Annotated in this window: 31 protein-coding genes; 4 read left to right on the forward strand and 27 right to left on the reverse strand. The window is 51.3% G+C overall.

What is annotated here, in order from left to right; genetic code table 11:
* Nucleotides 1-2: 2 nt before the first annotated feature.
* Entirely contained in the window at nt 3-425 is a 423-nt protein-coding gene (locus GZ59_RS21010; protein ID WP_039294216.1) for a phage tail protein, read from the forward strand.
* A gap of 155 nt (nt 426-580) precedes the next feature.
* Here the strand turns inward: GZ59_RS21010 and GZ59_RS21015 are convergent, their stop codons facing one another.
* The 17 genes from GZ59_RS21015 to GZ59_RS21090 all read right to left on the reverse strand — a co-directional run bounded on the left by GZ59_RS21015 (nt 581) and on the right by GZ59_RS21090 (nt 11,676).
* A complete protein-coding gene (locus GZ59_RS21015) occupies nt 581-1,222 on the reverse strand; it encodes a tail fiber assembly protein (RefSeq protein WP_039294219.1) in 642 nt (213 codons plus the stop codon).
* On the reverse strand, nt 1,222-3,117 hold the full coding sequence (locus tag GZ59_RS23355; protein WP_039294222.1) for a phage tail-collar fiber domain-containing protein: 1,896 nt from the start codon (nt 3,115-3,117) through the stop codon (nt 1,222-1,224). Before GZ59_RS23355 ends, GZ59_RS21015 begins: the two co-directional genes overlap by 1 nt.
* The gene (locus GZ59_RS21025) at nt 3,114-3,722 is read right to left on the reverse strand and encodes a phage tail protein I (RefSeq protein ID WP_039294224.1); all 609 of its coding nucleotides are present in this window, start codon (nt 3,720-3,722) and stop codon (nt 3,114-3,116) included. The genes GZ59_RS23355 and GZ59_RS21025 overlap by 4 nt, the downstream gene beginning before the upstream one ends.
* Nucleotides 3,715-4,626, reverse strand: a complete 912-nt coding sequence (locus tag GZ59_RS21030; RefSeq protein WP_039294227.1) for a baseplate assembly protein — start codon at nt 4,624-4,626, stop codon at nt 3,715-3,717. The genes GZ59_RS21025 and GZ59_RS21030 overlap by 8 nt, the downstream gene beginning before the upstream one ends.
* Complete coding sequence (locus tag GZ59_RS21035; protein ID WP_039294230.1) at nt 4,626-4,982, reverse strand: GPW/gp25 family protein; 357 nt, start codon at nt 4,980-4,982, stop codon at nt 4,626-4,628. Before GZ59_RS21035 ends, GZ59_RS21030 begins: the two co-directional genes overlap by 1 nt.
* Nucleotides 4,979-5,563, reverse strand: coding sequence for a phage baseplate assembly protein V (locus GZ59_RS21040; protein WP_039294233.1), 585 nt, complete (start codon nt 5,561-5,563; stop codon nt 4,979-4,981). The genes GZ59_RS21035 and GZ59_RS21040 overlap by 4 nt, the downstream gene beginning before the upstream one ends.
* Nucleotides 5,564-5,653: 90 nt before the next feature.
* On the reverse strand, nt 5,654-6,292 hold the full coding sequence (locus GZ59_RS21045; RefSeq protein WP_051918072.1) for a phage virion morphogenesis protein: 639 nt from the start codon (nt 6,290-6,292) through the stop codon (nt 5,654-5,656).
* Nucleotides 6,292-6,783, reverse strand: coding sequence for a phage tail protein (locus GZ59_RS21050; RefSeq protein WP_039294236.1), 492 nt, complete (start codon nt 6,781-6,783; stop codon nt 6,292-6,294). Before GZ59_RS21050 ends, GZ59_RS21045 begins: the two co-directional genes overlap by 1 nt.
* Nucleotide 6,784: 1 nt before the next feature.
* Nucleotides 6,785-6,982, reverse strand: coding sequence for an Rz1-like lysis system protein LysC (lysC, locus tag GZ59_RS24110; RefSeq protein WP_420806815.1), 198 nt, complete (start codon nt 6,980-6,982; stop codon nt 6,785-6,787).
* Nucleotides 6,900-7,325, reverse strand: a complete 426-nt coding sequence (locus GZ59_RS23695; RefSeq protein ID WP_039294238.1) for a hypothetical protein — start codon at nt 7,323-7,325, stop codon at nt 6,900-6,902. Before GZ59_RS23695 ends, lysC begins: the two co-directional genes overlap by 83 nt.
* Nucleotides 7,307-7,783: a lysozyme gene (locus GZ59_RS21060; RefSeq protein ID WP_039294241.1), complete on the reverse strand. Its 477-nt coding sequence runs from the start codon at nt 7,781-7,783 to the stop codon at nt 7,307-7,309. Before GZ59_RS21060 ends, GZ59_RS23695 begins: the two co-directional genes overlap by 19 nt.
* On the reverse strand, nt 7,773-8,075 hold the full coding sequence (locus tag GZ59_RS21065) for an HP1 family phage holin (protein WP_039294245.1): 303 nt from the start codon (nt 8,073-8,075) through the stop codon (nt 7,773-7,775). The genes GZ59_RS21060 and GZ59_RS21065 overlap by 11 nt, the downstream gene beginning before the upstream one ends.
* The gene (locus tag GZ59_RS21070) at nt 8,066-8,269 is read right to left on the reverse strand and encodes a tail protein X (RefSeq protein WP_015840847.1); all 204 of its coding nucleotides are present in this window, start codon (nt 8,267-8,269) and stop codon (nt 8,066-8,068) included. Before GZ59_RS21070 ends, GZ59_RS21065 begins: the two co-directional genes overlap by 10 nt.
* Nucleotides 8,269-8,775 (reverse strand): head completion/stabilization protein, encoded by a 507-nt coding sequence (locus GZ59_RS21075; RefSeq protein ID WP_039294249.1) that lies wholly within the window; start codon nt 8,773-8,775, stop codon nt 8,269-8,271. The genes GZ59_RS21070 and GZ59_RS21075 overlap by 1 nt, the downstream gene beginning before the upstream one ends.
* A 96-nt stretch (nt 8,776-8,871) precedes the next feature.
* Nucleotides 8,872-9,687 carry a phage terminase small subunit gene (gene gpM / locus GZ59_RS21080; RefSeq protein ID WP_039294252.1) on the reverse strand — a complete coding sequence of 272 codons (816 nt, stop codon included), beginning with the start codon at nt 9,685-9,687 and terminating at the stop codon, nt 8,872-8,874.
* 50 nt (nt 9,688-9,737) lie between these two features.
* Nucleotides 9,738-10,796 (reverse strand): phage major capsid protein, P2 family, encoded by a 1,059-nt coding sequence (locus tag GZ59_RS21085; protein ID WP_039294256.1) that lies wholly within the window; start codon nt 10,794-10,796, stop codon nt 9,738-9,740.
* A gap of 34 nt (nt 10,797-10,830) precedes the next feature.
* Nucleotides 10,831-11,676, reverse strand: a complete 846-nt coding sequence (locus GZ59_RS21090; RefSeq protein ID WP_039294259.1) for a GPO family capsid scaffolding protein — start codon at nt 11,674-11,676, stop codon at nt 10,831-10,833.
* Between the two features lie 146 nt (nt 11,677-11,822).
* On the opposite strand from GZ59_RS21090, the gene GZ59_RS21095 reads away from it, so the two are divergent.
* A complete protein-coding gene (locus GZ59_RS21095; protein WP_039294262.1) occupies nt 11,823-13,535 on the forward strand; it encodes a terminase large subunit domain-containing protein in 1,713 nt (570 codons plus the stop codon).
* 2 nt (nt 13,536-13,537) lie between these two features.
* Nucleotides 13,538-14,605, forward strand: a complete 1,068-nt coding sequence (locus tag GZ59_RS21100; RefSeq protein ID WP_039294264.1) for a phage portal protein — start codon at nt 13,538-13,540, stop codon at nt 14,603-14,605.
* A 461-nt stretch (nt 14,606-15,066) separates the two neighbouring features.
* On the opposite strand, the gene GZ59_RS21105 is transcribed toward GZ59_RS21100, so the two are convergent.
* From GZ59_RS21105 to GZ59_RS21150, 10 genes are all read right to left on the reverse strand, one after another.
* Nucleotides 15,067-15,861 carry a hypothetical protein gene (locus tag GZ59_RS21105; RefSeq protein ID WP_039294267.1) on the reverse strand — a complete coding sequence of 265 codons (795 nt, stop codon included), beginning with the start codon at nt 15,859-15,861 and terminating at the stop codon, nt 15,067-15,069.
* Nucleotides 15,858-16,073 (reverse strand): hypothetical protein, encoded by a 216-nt coding sequence (locus GZ59_RS21110; protein ID WP_144243130.1) that lies wholly within the window; start codon nt 16,071-16,073, stop codon nt 15,858-15,860. Before GZ59_RS21110 ends, GZ59_RS21105 begins: the two co-directional genes overlap by 4 nt.
* Nucleotides 16,074-16,360: 287 nt before the next feature.
* Nucleotides 16,361-18,865: a replication endonuclease gene (locus GZ59_RS21115; RefSeq protein WP_039294276.1), complete on the reverse strand. Its 2,505-nt coding sequence runs from the start codon at nt 18,863-18,865 to the stop codon at nt 16,361-16,363.
* Nucleotides 18,865-19,869 (reverse strand): phosphoadenosine phosphosulfate reductase domain-containing protein, encoded by a 1,005-nt coding sequence (locus GZ59_RS21120; RefSeq protein WP_039294277.1) that lies wholly within the window; start codon nt 19,867-19,869, stop codon nt 18,865-18,867. The genes GZ59_RS21115 and GZ59_RS21120 overlap by 1 nt, the downstream gene beginning before the upstream one ends.
* Nucleotides 19,870-19,880: 11 nt before the next feature.
* Nucleotides 19,881-20,783: a Dam family site-specific DNA-(adenine-N6)-methyltransferase gene (locus GZ59_RS21125; protein WP_080718617.1), complete on the reverse strand. Its 903-nt coding sequence runs from the start codon at nt 20,781-20,783 to the stop codon at nt 19,881-19,883.
* On the reverse strand, nt 20,780-21,013 hold the full coding sequence (locus GZ59_RS21130; protein ID WP_039294278.1) for a DUF2732 family protein: 234 nt from the start codon (nt 21,011-21,013) through the stop codon (nt 20,780-20,782). The genes GZ59_RS21125 and GZ59_RS21130 overlap by 4 nt, the downstream gene beginning before the upstream one ends.
* A gap of 70 nt (nt 21,014-21,083) precedes the next feature.
* Complete coding sequence (locus GZ59_RS21135) at nt 21,084-21,419, reverse strand: DUF5347 domain-containing protein (RefSeq protein WP_039294284.1); 336 nt, start codon at nt 21,417-21,419, stop codon at nt 21,084-21,086.
* A gap of 5 nt (nt 21,420-21,424) precedes the next feature.
* Nucleotides 21,425-21,625 (reverse strand): phage filamentation protein Fil family protein, encoded by a 201-nt coding sequence (locus GZ59_RS21140; RefSeq protein ID WP_039294285.1) that lies wholly within the window; start codon nt 21,623-21,625, stop codon nt 21,425-21,427.
* 2 nt (nt 21,626-21,627) lie between these two features.
* Nucleotides 21,628-21,858 carry a hypothetical protein gene (locus GZ59_RS21145; protein WP_051918073.1) on the reverse strand — a complete coding sequence of 77 codons (231 nt, stop codon included), beginning with the start codon at nt 21,856-21,858 and terminating at the stop codon, nt 21,628-21,630.
* 1 nt (nt 21,859) lies between these two features.
* Nucleotides 21,860-22,132 carry a Cox family DNA-binding protein gene (locus tag GZ59_RS21150; RefSeq protein ID WP_039294286.1) on the reverse strand — a complete coding sequence of 91 codons (273 nt, stop codon included), beginning with the start codon at nt 22,130-22,132 and terminating at the stop codon, nt 21,860-21,862.
* Between the two features lie 238 nt (nt 22,133-22,370).
* Here GZ59_RS21150 and GZ59_RS21155 point away from each other — a divergent pair, with 238 nt between their 5' ends.
* A complete protein-coding gene (locus GZ59_RS21155; protein WP_039294287.1) occupies nt 22,371-22,838 on the forward strand; it encodes a hypothetical protein in 468 nt (155 codons plus the stop codon).
* Nucleotides 22,839-23,060 lie beyond the last annotated feature (222 nt).

Here is a 23,060-nt window from a genome sequence, read left to right on the forward strand (position 1 = left end):
TCATGATGATGATTTTGGGTATGTTCGTTTTCATGCGGCAAACTACGCCGTATCAGTCGTTGAGCCATGACAGCACTTGGCGGCACGTTAAAAATGACCGAGTAGGTAAATCCCCGCATTATCAGTACATCGGGGCAGGCGAAGATAAGATCACGCTGTCCGGTGAGCTGTATCCAGAAATAACCGGCGGTGACGTGTCGTTAAACGTGCTGCAAACGATGGCTTACACAGGGAAAGCCTGGCCCTTGATCGAGGGGACGGGGAATATCTACGGTATGTACGTGATTACCAACATCAATGAAACCCGCTCTGAATTTTTCACGGACGGGAAAGCACGGCATATCTCATTCACGCTAAATCTTGAGCGTGTTAGCGAGGATTTACGGGAAATGCTGGGTGATATGGATATCGGATTATCCTTGTGACATCGACGCTTTTAACTGTGCTCGATGAAAAAAGCCCACTGCCTGGCAAACAGTGGGCTTCGCTTTCCCCGATGTATCATTATTGTTTTAAAACCATACACATAATGACATCGTGGTTGACTATTTTATAAACGTTTATACAGATCAATTTTTCGTTATTGATCGGCTGTAACGATCAATTCTTCATCCGGTACCATCGGCCATTCAATAGCCGTTGCGCTTACATCAACCCGACTTAGCAATACGGCGTATTTTTGCCACTCTGCCAGTGCCGCTTTCTCGTCATCTGTCGCAATGTCCAGATTGACCGCATACGTTAGTTCGTTGATGCGTGCCGTGGCAGCGGCTTTGCGTGCTGCCAGTTCCTGCTGTGCCGTCTTGAGCGCGGCTGCGGCTTTCGCGGCTTTGTCGATCACCCACTTTTTACCGTTCCACATGTCGAATTCGGTAACAGGTTTCAGCAGCGTGACACCTTCCGGCAGATCGCCGAACTGCGCCACGGTCTGCGCCTGTCGGGTTTCGGTGCTGTAGACCGTCTGGCCGCGATAGTCTTGTACGACTTCCCATGTCTTCCCGTCAACGGAACGGCGCAGGGCTTGACCAACGGGCGGTAACGCTGGCTCGTCTGCGTAGCTGTCAGCAGGCAGGCCAACGCCCTGCATGACATACTCATAACTTGCACTCTGATATTCGCGTGTAGCAGGATTAACGTGATAAACCGTAATCCAGCCCGTGTTGATTGCTAACCCGCGCTCATTCAGTTCTGCGTTTTTGATTTGTGTTGAATAGTTGCTCATTATGCTGCTCTCACGATGTAGTTAAATGCGATGTTACGCGGGCGGTTTTCATTTGCTGTCGGTACTGTGCGTCCTGCGTCAAATTTCATGCGAGTCGGGCATGAGTTACCAGCAGCATCAGGAATCGCGCCGACTGCGAATTCGTATAGCAGTTCAAATACACCACTCGACGACAATGTCTCACCAAGAAATTGCTGGCTTGCTGCGCTAGTCCAGATTTCGCCGACTATGTTCCTGATCGCGTCACTTTGAGCGCTAAGCAGAGCACGACCAGAATCGACGCCGCGCCCGTCATCCCAACCCCGCATAAATTCACCGCGCAAGTCTGGTAAAACACCTGCTGGATATGCTGCGGCCAGACGCGGAAATGCGGATATATCAAACGATTGACCGTTACATTTTAGCCAGCCGGTTGGTGCAGTGGCGCGCGGCCACGGCCGAGGCATTCCAGCTGTCGCCGCCAATTCGTTTTGCACAAACTCCGTTGATGCGAGCTGCGTTGTGTTTGTGCCAGTTGGTGCCGTTGCACCATGCGGCAATCCATAAAAGTTGATTGCGCCGTCGGCAATTCTAATTGACGCGCCTGACCGATGTTCGAGCGTCAGCCCTTGCTCATCTGCACCGTAGCGCAGACCAACGAACGCTATCGCTGTATCACTCGCAGCATTGTTGAATTGTATATATGCACGTTGTCCTTGCGCTTTTGGCTTTATTGTCAGCGCATCGTCATCAGCCGATAGTAATTTTTTCCCCGTAATGACCTGGAACGTGTCCGTACTCACTGCATTAATATTGGATAAAAATAATGGCTTATTCGGAATGTCTGCGCCGTTCTGGTCTTTTGCTAAAGCTCCAACTTCTGCGGCACTTAACGCAATATCAGCAGTCAGCGCTTTGCCGTTTACTGTTCGCCCTGACGGCACACGGCTATTGGCGTTTGTGTTGGCGTTGTTCGCTGCGGTGAGTACTTTGCCTACCTGAGTATCGGTTTCAGCTTTTGTGTAAGCCCCTATATCCACGGCATTTAATGCAATATCGGCGGTCAGCGCTTTGCCGTTTACTGTTCGCCCTGACGGCACACGTCCATTGGCGTTTGTGTTGGCGTTGTTCGCTGCGGTGAGTGCTGTGCCTACCTGATTATCGGTTTCAGCTTTTGTGTAAGCTCCTATATCTACGGCATTTAATGCAATATCGGCGGTCAGCGCTTTGCCGTTTACCGTTCTTCCTGACGGCACACGGCCATTGGCGTTCGTGTTGGCGTTATCTGCTGCGGTAGCGGCATTATTCGCAGTAGTAACGGCGGCTTTCACTGCCCGGGGGGTTGCGGCCAGAGCTTCACTGTCGCTGTTCGTTGCGTTACTTAGTTGTACAAAACCTTTTGCGTTTAGCGTGGCGTCTGGGTGTTTTCGGCCTCTCTCATGGGTGTCGATAGCGTTATCAACATAGCTACGCGTTGCCAGCACGACAGATGGGTCGATTTTCAGCGTCACGGCATCAGTGCTGCTGACAATCAGGATCATACGCACGGTCTGTATGCGTCCGCTGCCCTCCTGCAATTGGGGTTTGTACGTCTCAGGACAGTTGGCGATAGCAATCAGATTGCCGTCGTCATCAAAAAGACCGATTTCACGTATCCACCACCCGCCTTCATTTTCAGGAATGACCTGCTCGGCAATGATCTGGCTGGGGTTTTGTGGGTCAGTGCTCAAGGTATTGATTGCTGCGCGGCGTTTTTCATTAATTAACGTGAGTTGTGCTGGGCTCGGTGTCGGCAAGATGCCGCCACCATCACCAACGGCCATTTGTGTGATATTCAGGCGACTCCCTAACGCCGTAGCATTAGCCAGCTTTGCCGCGCCAATGTTCGTTAACAGGACAAGATATTTTGCACTCATGCGTTTACGCTCACGTTATCGATTAAATGTAATGCCGCGACTGTCACTTCCAGACCAGACACAGTGATAGTCTCAGGGAAATAGGGGTAAACGGTCAGCGTGTCGCCGCTGTAGCTAGTTGCCGCGACGTACGCTGCGCCTTGCGTGTCCAGGTTGATATTCAGCCCCAGCAGGTGACGTGATGCAGGCTTAGCGTCAGCAATCAGCCGCTCAAGCTCGTTGAAAACTTCTTCGGTAATACCACTGTCTTGCACGCCGATATCAAGCCGAAACGTGCCTGGCTCGCCACCGTACTGCCACCATTCGATAATTCTGATCAGATAGCCGAACGGCTCCACAACGCGACGCAGTGCGCCGATGGTGCCTTTGTGTCGATGGATGAAGTAGGCATCTTTTATCGCCTGACGCTTGATGATTTCAGGCCATTTTTCATCCCAGCGGTCAACAGAGAATGCCCATGCGAGGTAGGGCAGCAGGTTTGCCGGACACGAATCAGGGTTACATAACTGGCGCAGCGGGATTGGCGTGCGGGATAATTCCGCACAGGCTTTTGCTGCGGCAATCTCCAACTCGGATGAACCGACAGGTAACAGACTGTTATTCATCCGAGCCCCCGCTATTCAGTGTCCAGTTAGCGCAGTAGGAGGCCTGGCTTTTATCCAGCACGATATCTTCGGCAGGGCTTCCCAAATCAACGCGCTGCACTCCTTCGACATGAAGCGCAGCGAATATCGCAGAGCGGCGAATATCTCGGCCTAACCGATGCTGCGCGGTGATATAGGCCTGTAGGCGCGCTTCTGCTGTGATGCGAATCGGCTCGGCTTCCGGCCCTGGGTAGAAATACAGCGTGGCGGTAATGTCATAGGGGATGATGACAGCGGATTGAACGGTTACCCGATCGGCAACCGGCCGCACGTTCTCGGCGTTTAGTGCGGCATTAACGACCTGCAACAGCGCATTGCTGGCACTGCCATTACCGTCACGTGACAGCACGGTGACAGTGACGGTGGCAGGGCTGGGACTTACGGCGCTGGCGTCAGCGACTCGACCATCGGCGCTACGCGCATGAAATTCATAGGCCGCAGTCGGCCCCGCAACGCTCAACCCCTCAAATGCTTGCTGCGCGCGTGTACGCAGATCGGCGTCAGACTCCATGACCGCGTCAATGAGGGGGATCGCTTCAGTATCTGTTGCTGTGATAACCAAACGCTGCACATTGAAGTTAGCAGCAAGCTGTTCAAGGTCGCTTTCGGCAGCGTAGGCTAGCATGTTGGCGCTGGCCGCTTCGTTAACCCGCTGTCGCAATAACAACTCATGATAGACGGACAGTTGCAGCAACTTGGTTATCGGGTCGGATTCCAGCGCCAACGTGCGCGTGATGGCATCCCGTTTTTCTAACGGAAACAGGGCGATAAACATCGCTTTACGCTCCGCGTACAACGTTTCATAGTCCAGCGCTTCCACGACATCAGGCGCAGGCAATAGGGATAAATCAATCAATCCGCTCATCACGCCCCCTGTAGTGAAACCGTGGCGCTAAATGCCGCCATATTATCCGTACGCTTCGCCTGAAGTGTGACGGCAACGAGTCCGGCACCACGGGTTTCCAGCGTGATTTTTGTCGGTGTGATACGTGGCTCCCAGCGCATTAATGCACTGTAGATGGCTGACGTTATCTTTAGCTTTATTGCGAGTTCTTGAGGTTCGTCAATTAGAGAAAAAAGCTGCGAACCGTAGCTACGACGCATCACTCGGCTACCGACAGGGGTGATTAAAATATCGCGTACTGACTGGCTGATATGCTCATCATCAGCGATAGCGCGACCGGTACTGGCATTCATGCCGATGTATTTTTCATTACTCATTGCGGGCCGTCCGTTTTGCTACCGCCGCGCTGTACGCCGCCGTGTGTATGACTGTCTACAACCACGCCGTTTGATGATATTTGGCCGCCGGTGTGGGTGATATCACCCCGCATCGTGCCGCCTTTTTCTACGCTGAGCGTTTGCGTGCTGAGATGCTGGGTGCAAATCACTTTAGGAGTGTCCAGCGTGATAGATTCAGCCGCTTCAACGATCACATTTTTGACGCCTTTAACGGTCATCGTTGAGGTGTTTGCATCATATGTTTCGCTGGCTCCATCGGGATAAACGGTAGTGTGTACCTTTGGGGTGTTGCTGGGCGCACTGTGCTGATTGGAATACAAACTGAACACGATCACCGCTATTTCCAGATCGCCGCCTGGTGCGACCATAACAACCTGCTCACCAACCGACAGCGGCCACCACGTTTTTGCATCACCTGCGCGTGCCACACCCCAGCGTATCCAGTCAGTCGTATTCCCGCCGGTTTCTACGCGGGCTAAATGACGCGCATGATCGACATCGATAACCGTACCGATACGGATCAGGTTATGCAGCAGGCGGTCAAACTCATTGGTGGTCATGGCTGGCGCTCGGTAATTAATTCATAGCGCCAGTTTCAGATGTCGCGCGCGGGCGCACAACGAAAGGGGATTGTAGGGGGGCGGTAACAACTAATCGGGCTGAATGAAGTTCGTAATGATATCAGCTACCCAGTCGAGATCGGGGGGCGTAAGGCCCAGCAATTCACGGATGGGGTAACGCACGGACGAGCGTCCTATTTTGTCAGCCTCGCCGAACTGGTGAATACGCGCGATGATGCCTGCCTGACCGCTGAAACCAACGGCCGCGCTATTGGGTGATGTTTCGATGCGTAAAAAACGGACGGTACGCAACTTGCGGAACATCTTTTCTTTACGTGCCGGTGCGGCGGAGACGCTACTTACGTTAATACTGAGATAGCGATCGATGTCAGCACGCAGGAACGAGCGCAAACCGCCGCGACCAACATCAAAGCCGGTAATCATTCGCTCACCGCTGCGGCCTTTGCTGCTGTGCCAGTTACGCAGCTCTCGCGCCTCACCTTTCCACATAAATCGGACACCGCCTTGTGTGCGGCGCGTTTGCTTTTTACGCCCTTCGTACGACGAACTATCGGGATTCTTTTGCTGTGCAATCCGTTGCTGCTGGCGCTTACGTAGCCCCGTTGCAATCTGTCGTGATAAGCGACGTCGTTGATTAGCGGCCAGGTGTTCGACAACAGATTGCAGATACCCATCCAACTCCTGAAACAGTGCATCGTTCTGGCTCATCATTGACCTGCTGTCGAGTCATGAACAACCATGTTAGCCACATCGCCATTTGTCAGCAGTGACCATCCGTCCATACCTTCCATCGGGTCGGAAGGCGGGTCAGCACGATGACGAATGTTGATTTCGCCAGCGTCATTGCGAGTGACGATCACCGCCTCATCGGCCTGAATGCGGATCAGTAAATCGGCAGTGCTATTACTCAGTAAATCGGCCTCAAACGTAATACCCGTTTTACGCCGTTCTGGGTTAAGCAATAAATCCGGCTGATAGATTCGCGCCCACATTAGTATTGGCACCATCAGCGTATCGATAGAATGCGGGTAGTCCATTGCCAGCACTTCCAGCGTGTAGCGATATTCAAAGGAGGCGGAACGCGCACCGGTACTGATTGCATTACCTTTCTGAACATAGACGACCAGTTGATCAGGATTTTCGCGTAACCACGGCACCTGTTCGCTAATGGCTTTTCTCAGCAGCTCCGCTTTTAGCATGTTATTTCTCTCTCTGTTGTTCGGCCTGGCGAATTAGTGCCTTGTCGTGGTTGGCGCTCTCCAGCGCAGCCAGCAGCAGGCTATTCCAGTTAACAGACTGGCCGTAGGTCAGCCGATTATTGACTATCGCGCCCTGCGGCAGCGGTATTACTGTCGGTTCGGTTAGGTTCGCTGGCAGGGGAACGCACGCTATCGGCACGTAAACGGTTCGCGTAGTCGAGCAACGGCACAGCAGCGCCATCAGGCACAAACTCATCACTACAGACTTGACCGGCCAGTGCCTGATTAATGGTCTGGCTGCGTGTATCGGCATCTTGTTGTATCCGGCGTTTATCATGCTCAGCCTCACGGGACAGCGTGTTGAATATCTGGAAGGTACGTTGCTGATTACTGATAATGCGACTGGTACTGTCCCGCTCGTTGATTAAGGTTGCCACTTCACCGGAAAGGCGCTGTGATTCTTGTCGGTAGTGGTCAGCCAGTGCGATAGCAGTGATAAACAGCAGCGCGGCGGCTAATGTCGCTATAACTTTTCCAGACATAGCACTCTCTCGGCCTCGCGGCGGTTGGTTAACCCCTGCCAGACCTGACCAACGGCTTTATTCCAGCGGCGTAATTCATTACATGCGCCGGTGAGATCGCCACGGTTCAGCTTTTTAAGCAGGGTCGAACGCTCAAATGCTCCCGCCCCCACGTTGTAGATAAAACTGGCTAGTGCAGCGCGCTGTAACTCACTGAGTGGAACCGTAACCAACCGATCGATGGCATGAAACGCGGGCTTTAAATCCTGCTGTAACAATGCTTCGCATTCAGCGCTTGTCTTGTAGTCACCCGCCTTTACATCACCGGTATGGCCGTAGCAAATCGTCCAGACTCCCGCAATATCACGGTAAGCGGCGTTCTCTTTTCCCTCAAAAAAGCCAACGAACACAGTTGCTATCACCAATGCACACGCGGTAACGACGGGAATGATTTTCTGTTTCAGTGCTTCAGGTAACATCACGGCCTCTGCGTCCTGTGTCCTGCCCATTCATCACGCGCAAAGCGTCCAGCGTTTCAGGCAGGTTTTCATGATCAACTTTCCTGACCAACTCACGCATTAAATCTGTGCGTTGTACCTGGTCACGCTCTATGTTCTTTTTGTGGTTCCGGTTCACCCAAAACGTGAGCAGCCCGATAGCAATCCCTATTAGCGTTGCCCAGTCGCTCAACGTCATTCGTCCTGCGGTGGCGATCAGCGTGGCAAGCAGGTAGGTGATGGCTGACGCCACGCGATCCGTTGTCAGTCCCATAGCTGTATGATTTCCTGTTGTGTTGCTGCGGTAACGTCTGGCAGCGTGACCAGCAAGCCAGCCGGTAACAATGGCCCACGTTCACACAATCCTGGATTTGCCGCATAAACCCCTTCGGTTACACCGTCTGTTCTACCGTAATAGCGCCAGCACAGCAGATCGACGGTGTCATTTTGCTGCGCACGAACCTCCATCAGACCAACTCAGCCATGCCGCGATTAACGCCGAGGATGTCGCGAATAGCCCAGCGTCCGTCGCGCCACAGCGTGTCAATCTGTGAACTCAACGCTTCTGCGTGCTTTTCTCCCTCGCGCGTGGTGTCGATATCGCGATAACCCTCAATCAACAGCGCTTTGGTGATGGAATACACCGCACGGCGGTAGCGCCAGACCAGCACGGACTCGCCATTGATCTGGTCGATTTCGTCAGCGCCTTCTGACTTAACATCAGACAGGGAGGCAAAGCCGCGTTGCTCCTGACTGCCTCGCCAGTCGCTCAACTGGCCGTTAACATGCGCTACCGCTTCGATGGCTTTATCCATCAGGCGATCCGTTGTCACCTGACCATCGAGACGCATCGCACGGCGCAGGGCTGACAGAACAATCACCGGCCAAAATGCCTGGCTCGTCACTTTCGCATCCCCATCGTTGATGGTGTCCTGCGTGGCCGGCCTTACCGGCTCTGTTGCAATCAGGCTCATGGCGTTACCTCAAAAGACAGGCGGTGGACGACGTAACACGACACAATAAATTGCCCATATTACGCCGTGCCGCCTGGTGCGCGGGGGCACGTTGGGTTACGACGCGCTTTTTCGGGCGCGTGGTGTCGTAGTTCGTGATGCTTTCGCCGCCGTCGATTTACGCGGCGCTCTTGCTGCTTTGGCGACGGGGTTGTCGGCTGGATTATCCGCAGGCGGTGTCGGAGGCGCGTCCGTGTTTTCTGTTTCTGCCTCGGTTGCTTTCTTGAGCGCCCGCCCCAGTAACTCGATATCGCGTTTAACACCGATGCCATCAAACAAGGTAACCGCCCGTTGCAACCAGTCGCGCGCGGCGCTCAGTTCGTTAGCATCCAGACGCAAGGTGTAGCCCAGCGTTTTGTAAAGTTTGGCGCGCACCTGATCTGGCATGTCTTCGCCAGCGGTAAGCTGTTCCAGTTGCAACAGCAGCGCAGCGGGCAAAGGCGCACGGCTGGTATCAGCCTTGAAGACCGCCAGTGCCGGATCGCAAATCTCATCAACCAGCGTGGTGGCGACTGTGCGTTTGTACTGGTCGGGCATCGGCAGGCGATGGCGCAGGACATAATCAGCAATACGCAGCGCATCGCTAGTCAATCCGGCATCGATCGACCAGATCATGATGGTGGTCAGCACCTCATCAGCCTGGCCGCTATCTGCCGCCAAGACGCCATTAACCCAGCCCTGATAATCGGGTAGCAGTTCCCGCTTCAGTTCGGCCTTTGTCGCGGCAGATTGCACCTGGCTTAAACGGGATTTATCCATCCTCAGCCGATGCAGTTGCTGTTCGTAGGCGGTGTGCTCAACGTCACCGCCGTTTGATTTGCCGTGGCGCTGGGCCATGACAGTTTGAAAATGTCGCTGTGCAGGTGTCAGCATGATGCCCCCTTGACGCAGGCCGAACGTTATCCGGCCCGCTGTCGTTGAAATTAGCCTTCTACTGGTGCAACTGGTGCCGCTTCAGCAAACGTAATGCCTTCAATCAGGCACCCCGTGCCGTAGTCTTCAATGACATAGGCGTCATTGGATGACTCATAGGTCGCAATACGGTTGCGTTCAGGCTCATCACGCACGGCGCGGCGTTGCTTGTCTTCCTGCCAGTAGATCGACAGGTTGCTAAACGGGGTAATCAACATGCTGCCATCAGGGAAGAACGGCGCGATGAAGGTTGGCAGGTTACCGATAGCTTTACGCGATACCAGCAACTGACCAGCCAGCGCTTCCGAATTGGGGTTGTTGGTATTGATGGCGTTAATCAGCGGGAACTCTTTACTGACCAGAATCTGACGGCCGCAAATAACCACCAGGTCTTGTGATGTTTTAAACCATTCATCCAGCAGTGAATTGATGGCGTCATAGACCACGGCGTCGAGGTTGCCGTAATCGCCTTTCGCGATGACTTTATTTTCATCATCGCGGCTGGTGACTTTGATATTTTTCATTACGCGCTGTGCGGCATGGCGGCGATATTTTTCCAGCCAGCCGATATTCACGTCCTGCAACAGCGGGTTGGTTGCCAGATTGGATTTATCCGCACGCGAGGTGCCGTTAAAACCAATCATGATGCGATCGAGCGCTTTACGCTTGATGATCTGGTTGCTAATGCGCTGCTGGAAGTCGGGGAATTTGGCCCACATATCCAACTGCGGGTAGCTGATGAAGGTATCCGTATTGGTTTGCTCACAGCGGTATTTATCATCATCCATCGTGTGAACGGATTTCGGTTCACGCCGATCCGTGGTTGACGTATTCGAGCTGGATACGGGGCCGCTGATACCCAGCCCCAGTTTTTGACCTTCCTGATCGGATACGCCGGTGATATTGATCTTTTGCAGCAACTCGCTGGATTGCTGAACTTTATCTTCCAGTTTCTGCTGTACTGACGGTGAGATGCTGAACTGCTGGGTAACGTGCGCAGGCTGGACGCTGTTAAGATCAGCCTGGCGATTAATGTAAGCGTCGTACAACACGCGGGTTTCGTTCTTCATGTTAGGTTCCTGCGATATTCGGTTTAAAGGGTGATTAGCAGTCTGCTAACACAACGTTGGATTGCTGATTGCCACCAGAGGCAGGCGGGCGCTGGCTAAAGTTGCCATCCTGTCCGGCAAGCTGTGCTTTCAGCTCGGTTAATGATTGCGTCAGCGTTGACACGTTGCCTTTTAGTTCGGTGTTTTGCGTTTGCAACGCACTGAATGCTTCAGTTTTATCCAACAAATCACGCTGACTTTGTGCGATCAGTTCAACGGCTTGTTTCAGCTCACCGTTTTCTTTATTGAACCGCTGCTGACTGCCGGTTAGCAGTTCCGTGATGCGGGAAAAGAAGTTTCGCCCAGCGTCGCCGGTCGGCGCACCGTCTTCAAATTCCAGCGTGATCGGCGTATCAGCGGCCGTGAAGAAACATTCAGGGCTGGTTTTTCGCCCATCCAACGGGCCTTTTCCGCCGCACTTGGCGTTAAACTCCAGAATGCCAACGCCCAGACTGGCGGGATCGTCCGTCATTCCCAACCCCATCAGATAGGCTTCGCCGGTGTCAGCGAAAGAGGGGTGAATTTCAATACTGGGGTAAATCTTCTGGCGCTTTGTGTTCAATGCCACCATGTCATCAGTGGCATCAATCTTGATTTGTAACGCGAGTTTGCCTTTGAGCGGCCCATCCTGAATTTCAAACTCACTGACTTCTTCTACATCGCCATACGCCCGAAAATCGCTGGTTGGCGAGTAACCGCGAATGTGTTCAAGGTTCACGCGCGCACCGCGCACCTGCTTGTTGAAGTTTTTCGCCATTTGTGAAATATGCACGCGCTCGAGCATGCGGCCGTCGCAGGTCGCGCCCTCAACAGCGGCAAGAAACGGTTTTGAAATCGGCATGTTAATGCTCCGGTGATAACAGGGTGACTGTCTGATACCCCTATCATCACCATGCTTCACCGCAGGCGCTATCGGTGCCGTTTGTGGCGGAACCACGACAACGGGAGCCGATATTTTGCCGCGCGCGGGCGCGATAGCCTGTATGCATGAATCTACTTTCCGATATCCGCAACGAAGCCAAAAGCCTTTACTGGCAGGCTTATAGCATCCCTCAAATCGCTCAGCGGCTGGGGGTGAGTAACAACACGCTGTATTCATGGCGGAGGCGCGATAAGTGGGATGACAGCACGCCGATCCAGCGGGCGCAGGAGCGCACGGAAGTGCGCTATTTACGATTGATCGAGAAAGACGACCTCACGCCGCATGACTTTAAAACCATCGACTTGTTAGGGCGTCAGATGGCGCGTTTTTCACGCGATGAACGAAAGGATCAGGAAAAGGAGACACGGAAGAAAGCGCCGAAGAACCATTTTACCGACGAACAGATCGCACAGCTCCGCGCCCTGGTACTGGGATCACTCTACGAGCACCAAAAGCGCTGGTACAAAAAGCGCAAGCAGCGTAACCGCGCGATACTGAAAAGCCGCCAGATAGGCGCTAGCTGGTATTTTGCGCGTGAGGCGCTGTTAGATGCATTGGAAACCGGCACTAACCAAATCTTTCTGTCGGCCAGCCGCGCGCAGGCGTACCAGTTCAAGCGGTTTATTCAACTGCTGGCATCAAGCATCGGTGTGGAGCTGAAAGGCGGGGACGCTATTGTGCTGTCGAACGGCGCAACTCTGTACTTTCTCGGTACGTCAGCGGCAACCGCACAGAGTTACACCGGCAATCTGTACTTTGATGAATTCTTTTGGGTTAGCAACTTTCTTAACCTGCGTAAAGTCGCGGCGGGGATGGCGACGCAAAAAGGATTGCGCCGCACGTACTTCTCCACGCCATCCAGTGAAGAACATGAAGCCTATACGTTCTGGACAGGTGATTTCTTTAACAAAAGCCGCCCTAAAGCGGAACGGGTAGAGATCGACGTTACCCACAAGGTGCTGAAAAAAGGGCTACTGTGCGGCGACAATATCTGGCGGCAGATCGTCACCATTCATGACACGTTAGAGCAAGGTTTTGACCTGGTTGATCTGGATGAAATTAAGTCTGAAAACAGCCCTGACGATTTTGAAAACCTTTACGCCTGCCGTTTTGTCAGCGTCGGTGAGCGGGCTTTTGATTATACCGCGCTGATTAACTGTGGCGTGGATGGCTACAACGATGACGTATGGCCGGACTGGCGACCCTACACGCAGCGACCGTTAGGTAATCGCCCTGTCTGGATAGGCTACGATCCGAGCGGCGACAGCGGCACGGGTGACAGCGCTGGTCTGTCTATTGTCTCACCGCCTGCCGTTCCTGGCGGTAAGTTCCGCGTGATTGAGGTACGGCAGTTACGCGGCATGACCTTTGAAAAACAGGCTGAAGTCATCAAAGAGCTGACCCACCAATACAACGTGCAGTTTATCGGCATTGATAGCACCGGAAACGGTAGCGCGGTGCATCAACTTGTCGTCAAATTTTTCCCCGCCGCCGTGAAATATCAATACTCGCCCAGCGTTAAACGCGAACTGGTACTGAAAGCCCAAATGCTGATCCGTGCGGGGCGCTTTGAGTACGACGCGGGGATGATGGAACTGGCGCGGTCTTTCATGACGGTACGGAAATTTGTTACGCAGGGCGGCATGACGTCGTATGCATCAGACAGGACAAAAGGCAGCAGCCACGGCGACATAGCGTGGGCAACCATGCACGCCTTACACAATGAACCAATCGGCAGCGAGTCGGGCGGTAATGATGGATTTATTCAGGAGTTCTAACCATGTCACGCAAGAAACATTACTCGCACACAGCCAGCCAACGCAGCCCAGCGGCACAGACACCCGTAACAGGGGAACTGATCCAGCAGCCGATTGAGTCGCTACAGTCTTTCTCATTTGGCGATGCCCAACCCATCATGGACAGACGCGACTTGTTGGACTGCATGGAGTGCGCCAGAAATGGCCGTTGGTACGAGCCACCGATCAGTACCTACGGTCTGGCCCGTATGTTTGACGTTGCCGTGCATCATCAGTCACCGATACTGTTCAAGCGCAATGTCATCATGTCCTGCTACGAACCACATCCCCTGTTATCACGGCAGGATGCCAGCGCCTTTGTACTCGACTGGTTGGTATTCGGTAATGCGTATTTGGAACTGAGAAAGAACCGCATCGGCCAGCCACTGAAACTAAAGCATACCCATGCCAAGTACACCCGACGCGGGGAGAACCTGGATCAATACTGGTTTGTGACGTACTACGCCAACGATCACGAATTTGAGCCAGGCAGCGTGTTTCACGTTAAAAGCCCTAGCATTCACCAGGAAATATACGGTACACCGGAATACATGGCAGTGATCCAATCGGCGATGCTGAATGGTGAGGCCACGCTGTTCCGGCGTAATTACTACATCAACGGTAGCCATGCAGGGGTGATCGTCTATCTCACCGATCCCATCACCAACAATGCTGACGTTGAACAACTGAAGAAGTCGCTGAAAGATGCACGTGGCGGCGGGGCATTTAAAAACCTGTTTGTTTACGCGGCAGGCGGGAAGAAAGACGGCCTTCAAATCCTGCCATTCAGCCAGATTGCAGCCAAAGATGAGTTTACCGGCATCAAGGACGCGACCCGTGACGACATGTTAGCCGCGCACCGTGTCCCACCTAATTTAATGGGGATTATGCCGAACAATGCAGGGGGATTTGGTGACGTGGAGAAAGCGGCTAAGGTCTTCGCCATAAACGAGCTCATGCCGATAATGGAAAGCCTGAAAGAGCTTAACGACTGGCTAGGGATCGAGGTACTTCGGTTCAAGCCGTATGCTCTGGCCGACAGTGCAATGTAACCGCGAAAGTCATTCAAAACCATTCACCTAGCCATCAAACATCAAGCCGGACAGCCGCAAGGTTGCCCGGTTTTTTTACGTCTGCGTAAACGCACCTGAATGCGATTCTGAGCGACGCATCAGCCGAATGATGCCGTGATTGACTGAGATCGAGACAACACAATGACGACGTGATGAGGATGCAGCAGCATATGAACCAGCATACCCATCTTATCCCCCTCAGCGCGCGAGGGTTCCCCCGCCACGCCCGCGCGCTAAACTCGCCTCTTTTTGTGCAATATCTCAGGGTAGAGGAAGCCGCGCCTGGGCGGGCGCGGAATAGGGTTTACTGATGTGAAAAATTTGTGCAGAGTTTTGCGATTTTGTTCATTGTAAAAAACTGCGGTGGCTTTTTGAAAAAAAGGATTCCATAGCCTGTTAATTACTTCTTTTTTGCTCTTCTGATATGAAGGCTGTCTTCGCTAGGCAGATTGCGCCTTATCACTTTGCTCTTTCTCTTTAAGCTTCACGTAAGTTGCTGTATCAAAAAAAGAAATACCTTCAATTGTATCTTTTGGTACCAACACTCTGAAATCATCCAAAGACAGCCTGCCATCATCAAAACCGCCACCGATTCCATTATCAATATAGTGACGTCTATAATTTGTCGTCACTGTAATCGTTAAATCATCTTTATCACGATAGCCACTAAGCAAAGGAAGCAATTGCAGATATTCAGCCCGTCCATGCTCAAATTCGGGGCAGGAAACTATACCTACATAAAACTTTCTTGTGCTAAGTGTAATAATAACGGGGAATTTTCTTACGGCTGCTTCAATTAACATACTTTCATAGGGATCGCTGTGAACAGCTTTTATTAATGCCTCGATCCGCCGATTTGCATTTTTGCATGTATACCACCGCATCATTCGGCCAGAACCGAATGCAAGTAACATTGAGGAAATACAAAACAAAGCAAACTTGAAATCCGTAAACTTAAATTCAGTTGCTGGGGACAATGGGAAAACCTTATTTAATGAATCCTTATCAAAAAATTCATTAAATAAAAGCAAATTATAAAGCCATCGAAACGCCCCTAAGACGCTTAACGCAGAACAAAAAATCCAAGCACAAACTGTAAATACAACGCCCCAAGCCGCAACATAAAAATAAGCGCTCCAACCTTCGGAGCGCTTAAAAATGTATCTAGCTGAAACCGAGCTAACAACGTATAGATAACCACTAATCAACGCCAAAGCTAAAACGAGAGTATTCATCCAGCCTCACGCTCTCTTATGCAGGGATCGTTAGCTTCGACATCCGGCAGACTCTCAATCTGATGCCTTATAGCTTCTATAACTGCATCATTATTAAGGTTTAACTGCACATGCCCATTTTGACTTATGGTATAGCTACCTACGTTCTCTTGCAGAGCCTTTCTCAATCGATCTTTGGAACTGAAAATTAAGTCTGTTGTAATAATTGACATGTTGTCCTCCCACATGATTTTCGTTAACCACAGGAAACTTAACGAAAAAAACAATCCACAGCATTATCAACAAGTAAGTTATCCTAGTTCTATTATAGATCTTTTCTGTGGATAACTAATGTATTTTAGTGTTTATGTATAGTAAAGATGCCTCTATAGCAATAAATTTATCCATTTATAAATCAAAATTGGCTTTATCCACTACATGTAGTGCCTTAACTGAAAAATCGGCATATTCATATCATTACCCAGATCAAATGAATGAAGAAGCCATTCTATGGACATGGCTATGAAGCCTCACGCAATACGGCGATGCGTTGCAGCAGATCCGCCGCTTTATCCTGATATTCCACGTCTTTTTGCTTACTTGTAGGTGTTCGACATAGACAGCCGTCAGCGCTGGCAACGTAGGCATAACCTGCGAGCGTGATCGCGTTGCCTGTTTCCAACCGCCGCAGCTCACCGGCGCTGATATCCCAGCCCAGCGAACAGGCGAAATCGGCAATACTGGCGCGCCAGTCGTCCGACCGTTTACTAACAGTCTGTTTTTCAGTCGCTTTAATGGTCTGAGTTGTGGACGAGTGTTCTTTATGTCGCCGATCCGGTGGCTTTGATCGAAGACGGTTGAGCAATCCACGCCGTTCCGTGTCGGTAATGTGCTCAAAGTCCGTAATTTCTGGCTCTGACGCACTGCCAATCTCTCTATCGGCGGGTTCGGAAATGCTTATTTTTTCGTCGCCCGTAGAGTTATTGACAGAACTCCAAGCGTCGCCGGTTGGCGACGTAACGACCAACCCACGCCCAGCGCTATCATTAGTGCCTGCGTCTGCTACTTGTTTTTTGCGGATTTTCCACTTAACGAGACGGGTACAGATACGCGATAGCTCACCTAAGCGCGGCGAGAAAACACCAAAGATTTTTTCTGGCGTCTCGCCGTAGTCGTTTTGCTCGTCTGCATCCTCATACGCGATACGCACGGTGTATAGCTCACGCGGGATTAACACGCCGCCTTGCTTTTCGATGTAGGTAGCGAAACAGCCTGCGTCCGCAGAGGCTAGTACGGCATCCATTGCAGGATCACCAAGCTGCGCGGCACCACGCCTGAAGGTTCCGGCCTCTTTCTGCACTGCGGTAAGCTGGTTCGCCAGCTTACGTAGTTCGCGCCAGACAGTGACCGGCGGCAGGCCGAACGGCTGAAACTGCCGGATGTTATGTTGAGACGCCCAAGCCATCGCAAACCGTGCGGTTTCGCGCAGAGGCTTTCCGGTTTCGTTATCACGCTCACCGTCAAGTGCGTAGCCGTCGATGTTTTTACTGATATATTTGGCAACATAGGCCGTTGCACTGCCTTTCTTGGGATCGAGCCTTTTCGCTTTAAAGCGTGCGCCGGTATTACGGCCCAGCTCCGCGCGGTCTACAGCGATGAAATATTCACGAAGAATTTCAGTGATTTCTTTCCGGTCTTCTGGCGGCATGAATAGCAATACGTGCCAGTGCGGCGTAGCGTCGTGATGCGGCTCTGCGACGCGGAAGCCATACGGACGCAGGCCGCGCCGGTTCAGTTTCGACATGGCTTTAGCCCATGTCTTACATAAATAGCGCTGCCCCTGCCGAGGGGATGACGTATCCCACTTGGGATTCTGATGACCACTCTGAATAGTGGCGTGATAACGCGATGGGCAAGTGATAGTAAGAAAAACACCCTCGTCACTGCGCGATATTGCAACCATTTCGACACCCGCCATGCGCGTCATGAGTTCGTGACGGCGAATAACCGGATTGCTGACGCTTGCGTAAACCATATTTTCCAGCGATGCGACGTTACCGTCTTCATCAACCAGTTCATGCGCCTTAAAGAATTCGCGGTTTTTGCGGCGCTGCTCCTGCCACTGATTCAGTGCATCAATACTGACGTAAGGCATCCGTTTTTTATGGATCACGCCGATGGCGCGGAACTGGTTTTCTCGCCATTCGCAGCGCAAACGCCACAACTTACGCCCCCACCAGTCAGGGCTGATGATGCGCAGAATGGCGGAGCAAATACGTTTTTTTGATTCGTTATCGCAAATGATCACGCCCCAGCACGGCGGCGTTACCCGTAGCGCCAGCATTTCATAACCCAAATGCCAGAAAAGCGCCTGGATCTCATCATTGGTCATATCGGCGGGCAATGTGTTGCCGCATTCGGTTTCAAACATTTCCGTGATGCTGGCCGCAATAGCATGACCGGCGTTAATCGCCTCATGTTTCGTAAACTCTGCCAAATGCTGCCAGCGTGCGCGCCAGTAGCTGGCAAGCTCTGACGTAAAACCGTCACGCACACCTTGCTTGGCACGCACAGCATCAAGACGCAGCAGGGCTTTTTTCACGGTTCCCATGAAAAAGGCGCTGACGTGTCGCGGCTCGCGGTTGGCGCGCAGCCATTCTATTTTTTTCCGGTAGGTATCGCGGATAAAAAACGGTTGTTCGAGTAAGCGTGCTTCAACACCTTCCGGCGTTTCCATCCAGTTTTGTAATGCCGCTTGATGCTCGTCCCGTACAGCTTCTGCGAACTGGCGGCGCATTGTCAGTAACGTTGAATTAGGCTCGAAGTAGTCCAGCCGCGCGACGGCCTGCTCGAAATCCAGATCGGAGAAAGCGGCGCGTGATACCAGCCGCTTAAGATGCTGCTCGACGGCTGGATGCGGCTCAGGGGTATTTACGACAGAAGAAGTAAAAGATTCAGCGATCCCCTGATACGGCGAGATCGCTGGACGTGGTGCATTCCACGGGTAGGCCCACTGTTCGGACATTACTCACAAACCCCAGCGTAAACGCTGTTGCAGACCATCGGATCGACGACTTCGCCCAATAAATCGAACTGTCGCCCCCCCCTGGTTGTTAATGCCCAATCTCTGTAGGTGTGGATACCGTGAGACTCGACGCTAATACACTCAATGCGGCGCTCTGATTTTTTGGGATCGTTTGTTGAGGGGAAGAATGTTGAGTTCTGACGACGAGAACATGCCGCAACAAGGCGTTCCCAGCGCGCTACTCGCTCAACCTCTTCAGGCCAACGACGGAAGATTTCTGCAAGCTCTGACTTTCTGGCATGGATGCACGGCATACAGCCGACACGGCTACAGCCTTGCTCATAAAGTGGATTAGGCTTGACGCCATACCGCCTAGCTAATGCGAAAACATCGGCGTGTTTCCAGTGAAGAATGGGACGATAGATGCTCAGACGAGGGCCAAGATCAAAACCGTTTTCCCATTCTGACAAAAGGGCGCGCGACGCGGATTCTTCGGCACGAACACCTTGCCAAGAGACAACTTCAAACCCCGCATCAATGATCGGTTCAACAACTTGTAGCCGGATAGGTTCATGCTTTAACTCAGTTGAACAAAAACGGCGTTTCGTTGATGGAAAGCGACCCTTCCACATGCACAGATCAAGAAATGGGATGCCGGTGGGATGCAGGGTATCTAACGCAGTAGCGATAATGTTTGCGGCCTGTTCATCAGTAAAACCACATTCTGAAACAAGCGTGATAGGCCACTTTTCGGCAATGAATTTTCTTTTACCTGCGATTTGCCGAGAAAAATCGGCATGGACACGCCTGATTTTCCCTAGTTTGGATTCCAGATAATCCAAATATTCCATGGTCTGAGGATGTTCGTGACCAGTATCAGCAAAGGCGGGAATGTGGCTAACGCCGTTCTCCACGGCTAATAGCCATTGAGCAAGGCTATCTTTACCGCCTGAGACGCTAATAACATTGATTGTGTCATCATAAAAACAACGTGGATCAATCATCAGAATGCCTCTCACAGTGGAATCGGGTTTTCTTCGGATTCCCAATAGCCGGGGAGTACATCGCTATCGGATTCATCTCCGCAGCCGTCGCAGGTTTTCAGCACGCCGATCACTTCTTTTGCAGCACCACGCGTGATGCCGCTTGCACTGATAGAGCGCTGAACGGCGATTTCATGGAATTGATAGTGCTGATAAATCTCGCGCGTAGCGGGGGTGTCACTATTTGAGATAACAACCGGCACGCCGCGTGAAAGGTTTACGCTCAACAGCACCGCCGCTAAATCTCGATGATGGTCGTGGGTAAAAGAAGCATGGTGATATTGCGTAAAATTGGCCGTGTCGCTGGCTGGCAAATAGGGCGGGTCGCAATAGATAACGGTACTTTTGTTTATCCCTTTGATTGTCAGAGTCTTGCGGAAATCTGCCACGGAAAAAACGGTTTTAGTGTCGTTGGCTTTTTCAGCAAACAACCGTATTTCATGCTCAGGAAAGTATGGTTTACGGTACTTGCCAAATGGGATATTGAAATCCCCTGCATTGTTATAACGACATAGCCCGTTAAAGCCATGTCGATTCAGATATAAAAATAGCGCGGCTGTAACTGTGCTGGGGTTTGATTTTTGATAGTTAAAGCTCAGCCGATTACCGTTATACGCATCTGCATTATTGCCACTATTAAATAGCTCACGCGCAGTGGCTATTAACCGCTCTGTATCATAAGCGGCGCACTGATATAAATTAATCAGATCGGGGTTGATATCAGCCAGCACATAGCTGGGATAGTCGGTATTCAGGAACACAGACGCACCGCCAACGAACGGCTCTATAAGACAATCCCCTTTCGGTAGAAGCGGGAGTAAATCAGGCAGGACGCGGGTTTTACCCCCCGCCCATTTGATGAACGGGCGGATCATACAATTATCTCCTGCGACGAGTGCTCGAAGCGTTCTGCCTCTTTGTGCAGCAGTTCGATCACTTCTGCTGCTGAAAGCTCCTTTTGCTGCGCGTGAATGGCTAGCGCTGCCAGACGCTGAGCAAACGACCAGTGCTGGTCTTTTTTTTCTTCCAGACGTGCTTTTTTTAGCAGCTCGATAAGTGCTTCATTGAGATCTACTTTTATCTCTCTAACTTCTGCATTTCTCATCGTTATTTCCTTTTTTCAGGTAATAGAAATCCCGGCGGGTTTACGCCTTTAAAAACGGAATTTATTACGGTTAAAGAATTAAATGTTTGGGGAATAAACTCACAACTGCTTTAAGTTTATTCATCGCCTTAATCAGCTTTGCTTTTTCTTCAGTTATCAGTTCATTAAATTTCAGGTTACGCCGTTCCTTATCAATATCTGCTAATTCAAATATCGCTGACAGTACGCGCATATTTTGATGATAATCGCCGTCTATCTTATCTCGCATATCGTCAATAAAGCGGCACATGTCTTTTTCACTGTTTGTGTTGAAGTGTTTTCCCCTCAGCATAGCTATGTGATTCAGCCCGTCAGTTCTAGCCGCGATACTCAGTGGAACTGCGCGGACGGCTTCGGTGTTAGCCATGACAGTTACGCCGCAATACCCATCAAGCGGGCAAACCAGCGGCGCTTTTGCTTAGGCGCTGGCATATATGGCTTTTTGCTCCACGGCGCAAAATAAGCCTGCGCGGGAGTAGGCTGGAAACGCTGGCCGTTTGGTAATTCCAGCCAGCCTTTATTTTCTTGCGGGGATGGTGATTTTTCTTTTAATAAACGCGCGGTGCTAATCATGTTTAATCCCTCATGCCGTGCAGTTCGTTAATATAAGAAGTCGCTTGCCCTAGCGCATCAAACAAACCGAATGATTGATCGCCCTGACTTATGCGATAACGAGTAATCGGATTAGTTGCTGTTCTTGGGCAGCGAATAATAGAAAAGCCGCGATAAATGCTGGTATGTTCGCTTAATTTTATTAATGCATTATCAATACCTAAAAATACCAGACCTTTATTATCTTCCCCCATATTACAGCCCCAGCCACAGCAGCCAGGCATCACGCTGTTCTTTCGGTCGGTTCATATACGCGTCACGCATTGCGCGATTGAACTCCGGTATAAATACCCAATTTTCGGCACGGCGCGGGTTGGGGTTTTCTGGATTAACCCACGGAACCAGCGGCAACTTACCCGCATCAATCATCCCTTTCACTGCTGCGTCAGATTTGCCGATTAGCTCTGCAAATTTCTGATACGGCACAGCGTCAACCGGATAGCGAACCTCATAAACACCATCAGCCATTATTTCGACTCCCTATTGTTAATTAATGGAATTTGTGCCGGAGTTTTTAGCCACGTCCGGCGCGTGGTTTGTGGTAGGCTTAAAGTGCGAACAATCAGCCAACCACACAAGGAATTAATATGATCCCAAATAAAATAAATATCCGATCTCTGGTAACGCCTGATAAAGACACTGATGATTTTCATGTCTTGCATAAGCCTGCGCCGCCAGAGGAAAAAGACGACGAGGAATAATTACTATGAACAAGCAGCCAACTGAATATGAAATTAACTTCCGCATCTGGTACAGCTACTGGCTGGAGCGCATGACTGAAACACTTAATCGGCGAATTGATGTGTCTATTAATGCGATAACTCTCACGCTTGGTTCCGCAATATTTGCGACTAGTCATTTCAGTTGGCTGTTTGGCGGCATTATTGCCGTTCTTAGTGGTTTTCGTATCGCTTGGCAATATGGGCAAAAAGCCGAATCGGCCAAACAACAAGTAAAAAGATATTCCGCACTTATTGATGATCTCCCCGCCATTACGATCGATGAAGCTCGTGCAAGGCTGGCAATGCTTGAGGAGTTTGATAGTGCAGCCCTTAATAGCCTCTGCAACCCAGCAAGAAATGGGGCGTCTATTTCTCTCAAGCTCAAGCACAGGGAAACCCTTTCCTTTGCTGAAAAGGCTATTTCTCTTTTGGCTGGCAGTACACCCCGTTAATCCATCATCGTTCTGAGTAAATATGACAGGGCTGCTAATAACGGTGGCTTTGTCATTTCTTTCCATCCCTCCCCCCTATTAGCAATCTCAGTTACGTGCTTCGTTAATTGATCACACGTTCCGTGATACTCTCTTTCGATCGCCAACCGCTTACATTTGCTTATTAAGGCTTGTGTTTGCGGTTGGCTTTTCGCACTCCACTTGGTTCCGTATATGAACCAA

Origin of the sequence: Pectobacterium atrosepticum (genome assembly GCF_000740965.1) — a bacterium.
Lineage (GTDB): Bacteria > Pseudomonadota > Gammaproteobacteria > Enterobacterales > Enterobacteriaceae > Pectobacterium > Pectobacterium atrosepticum.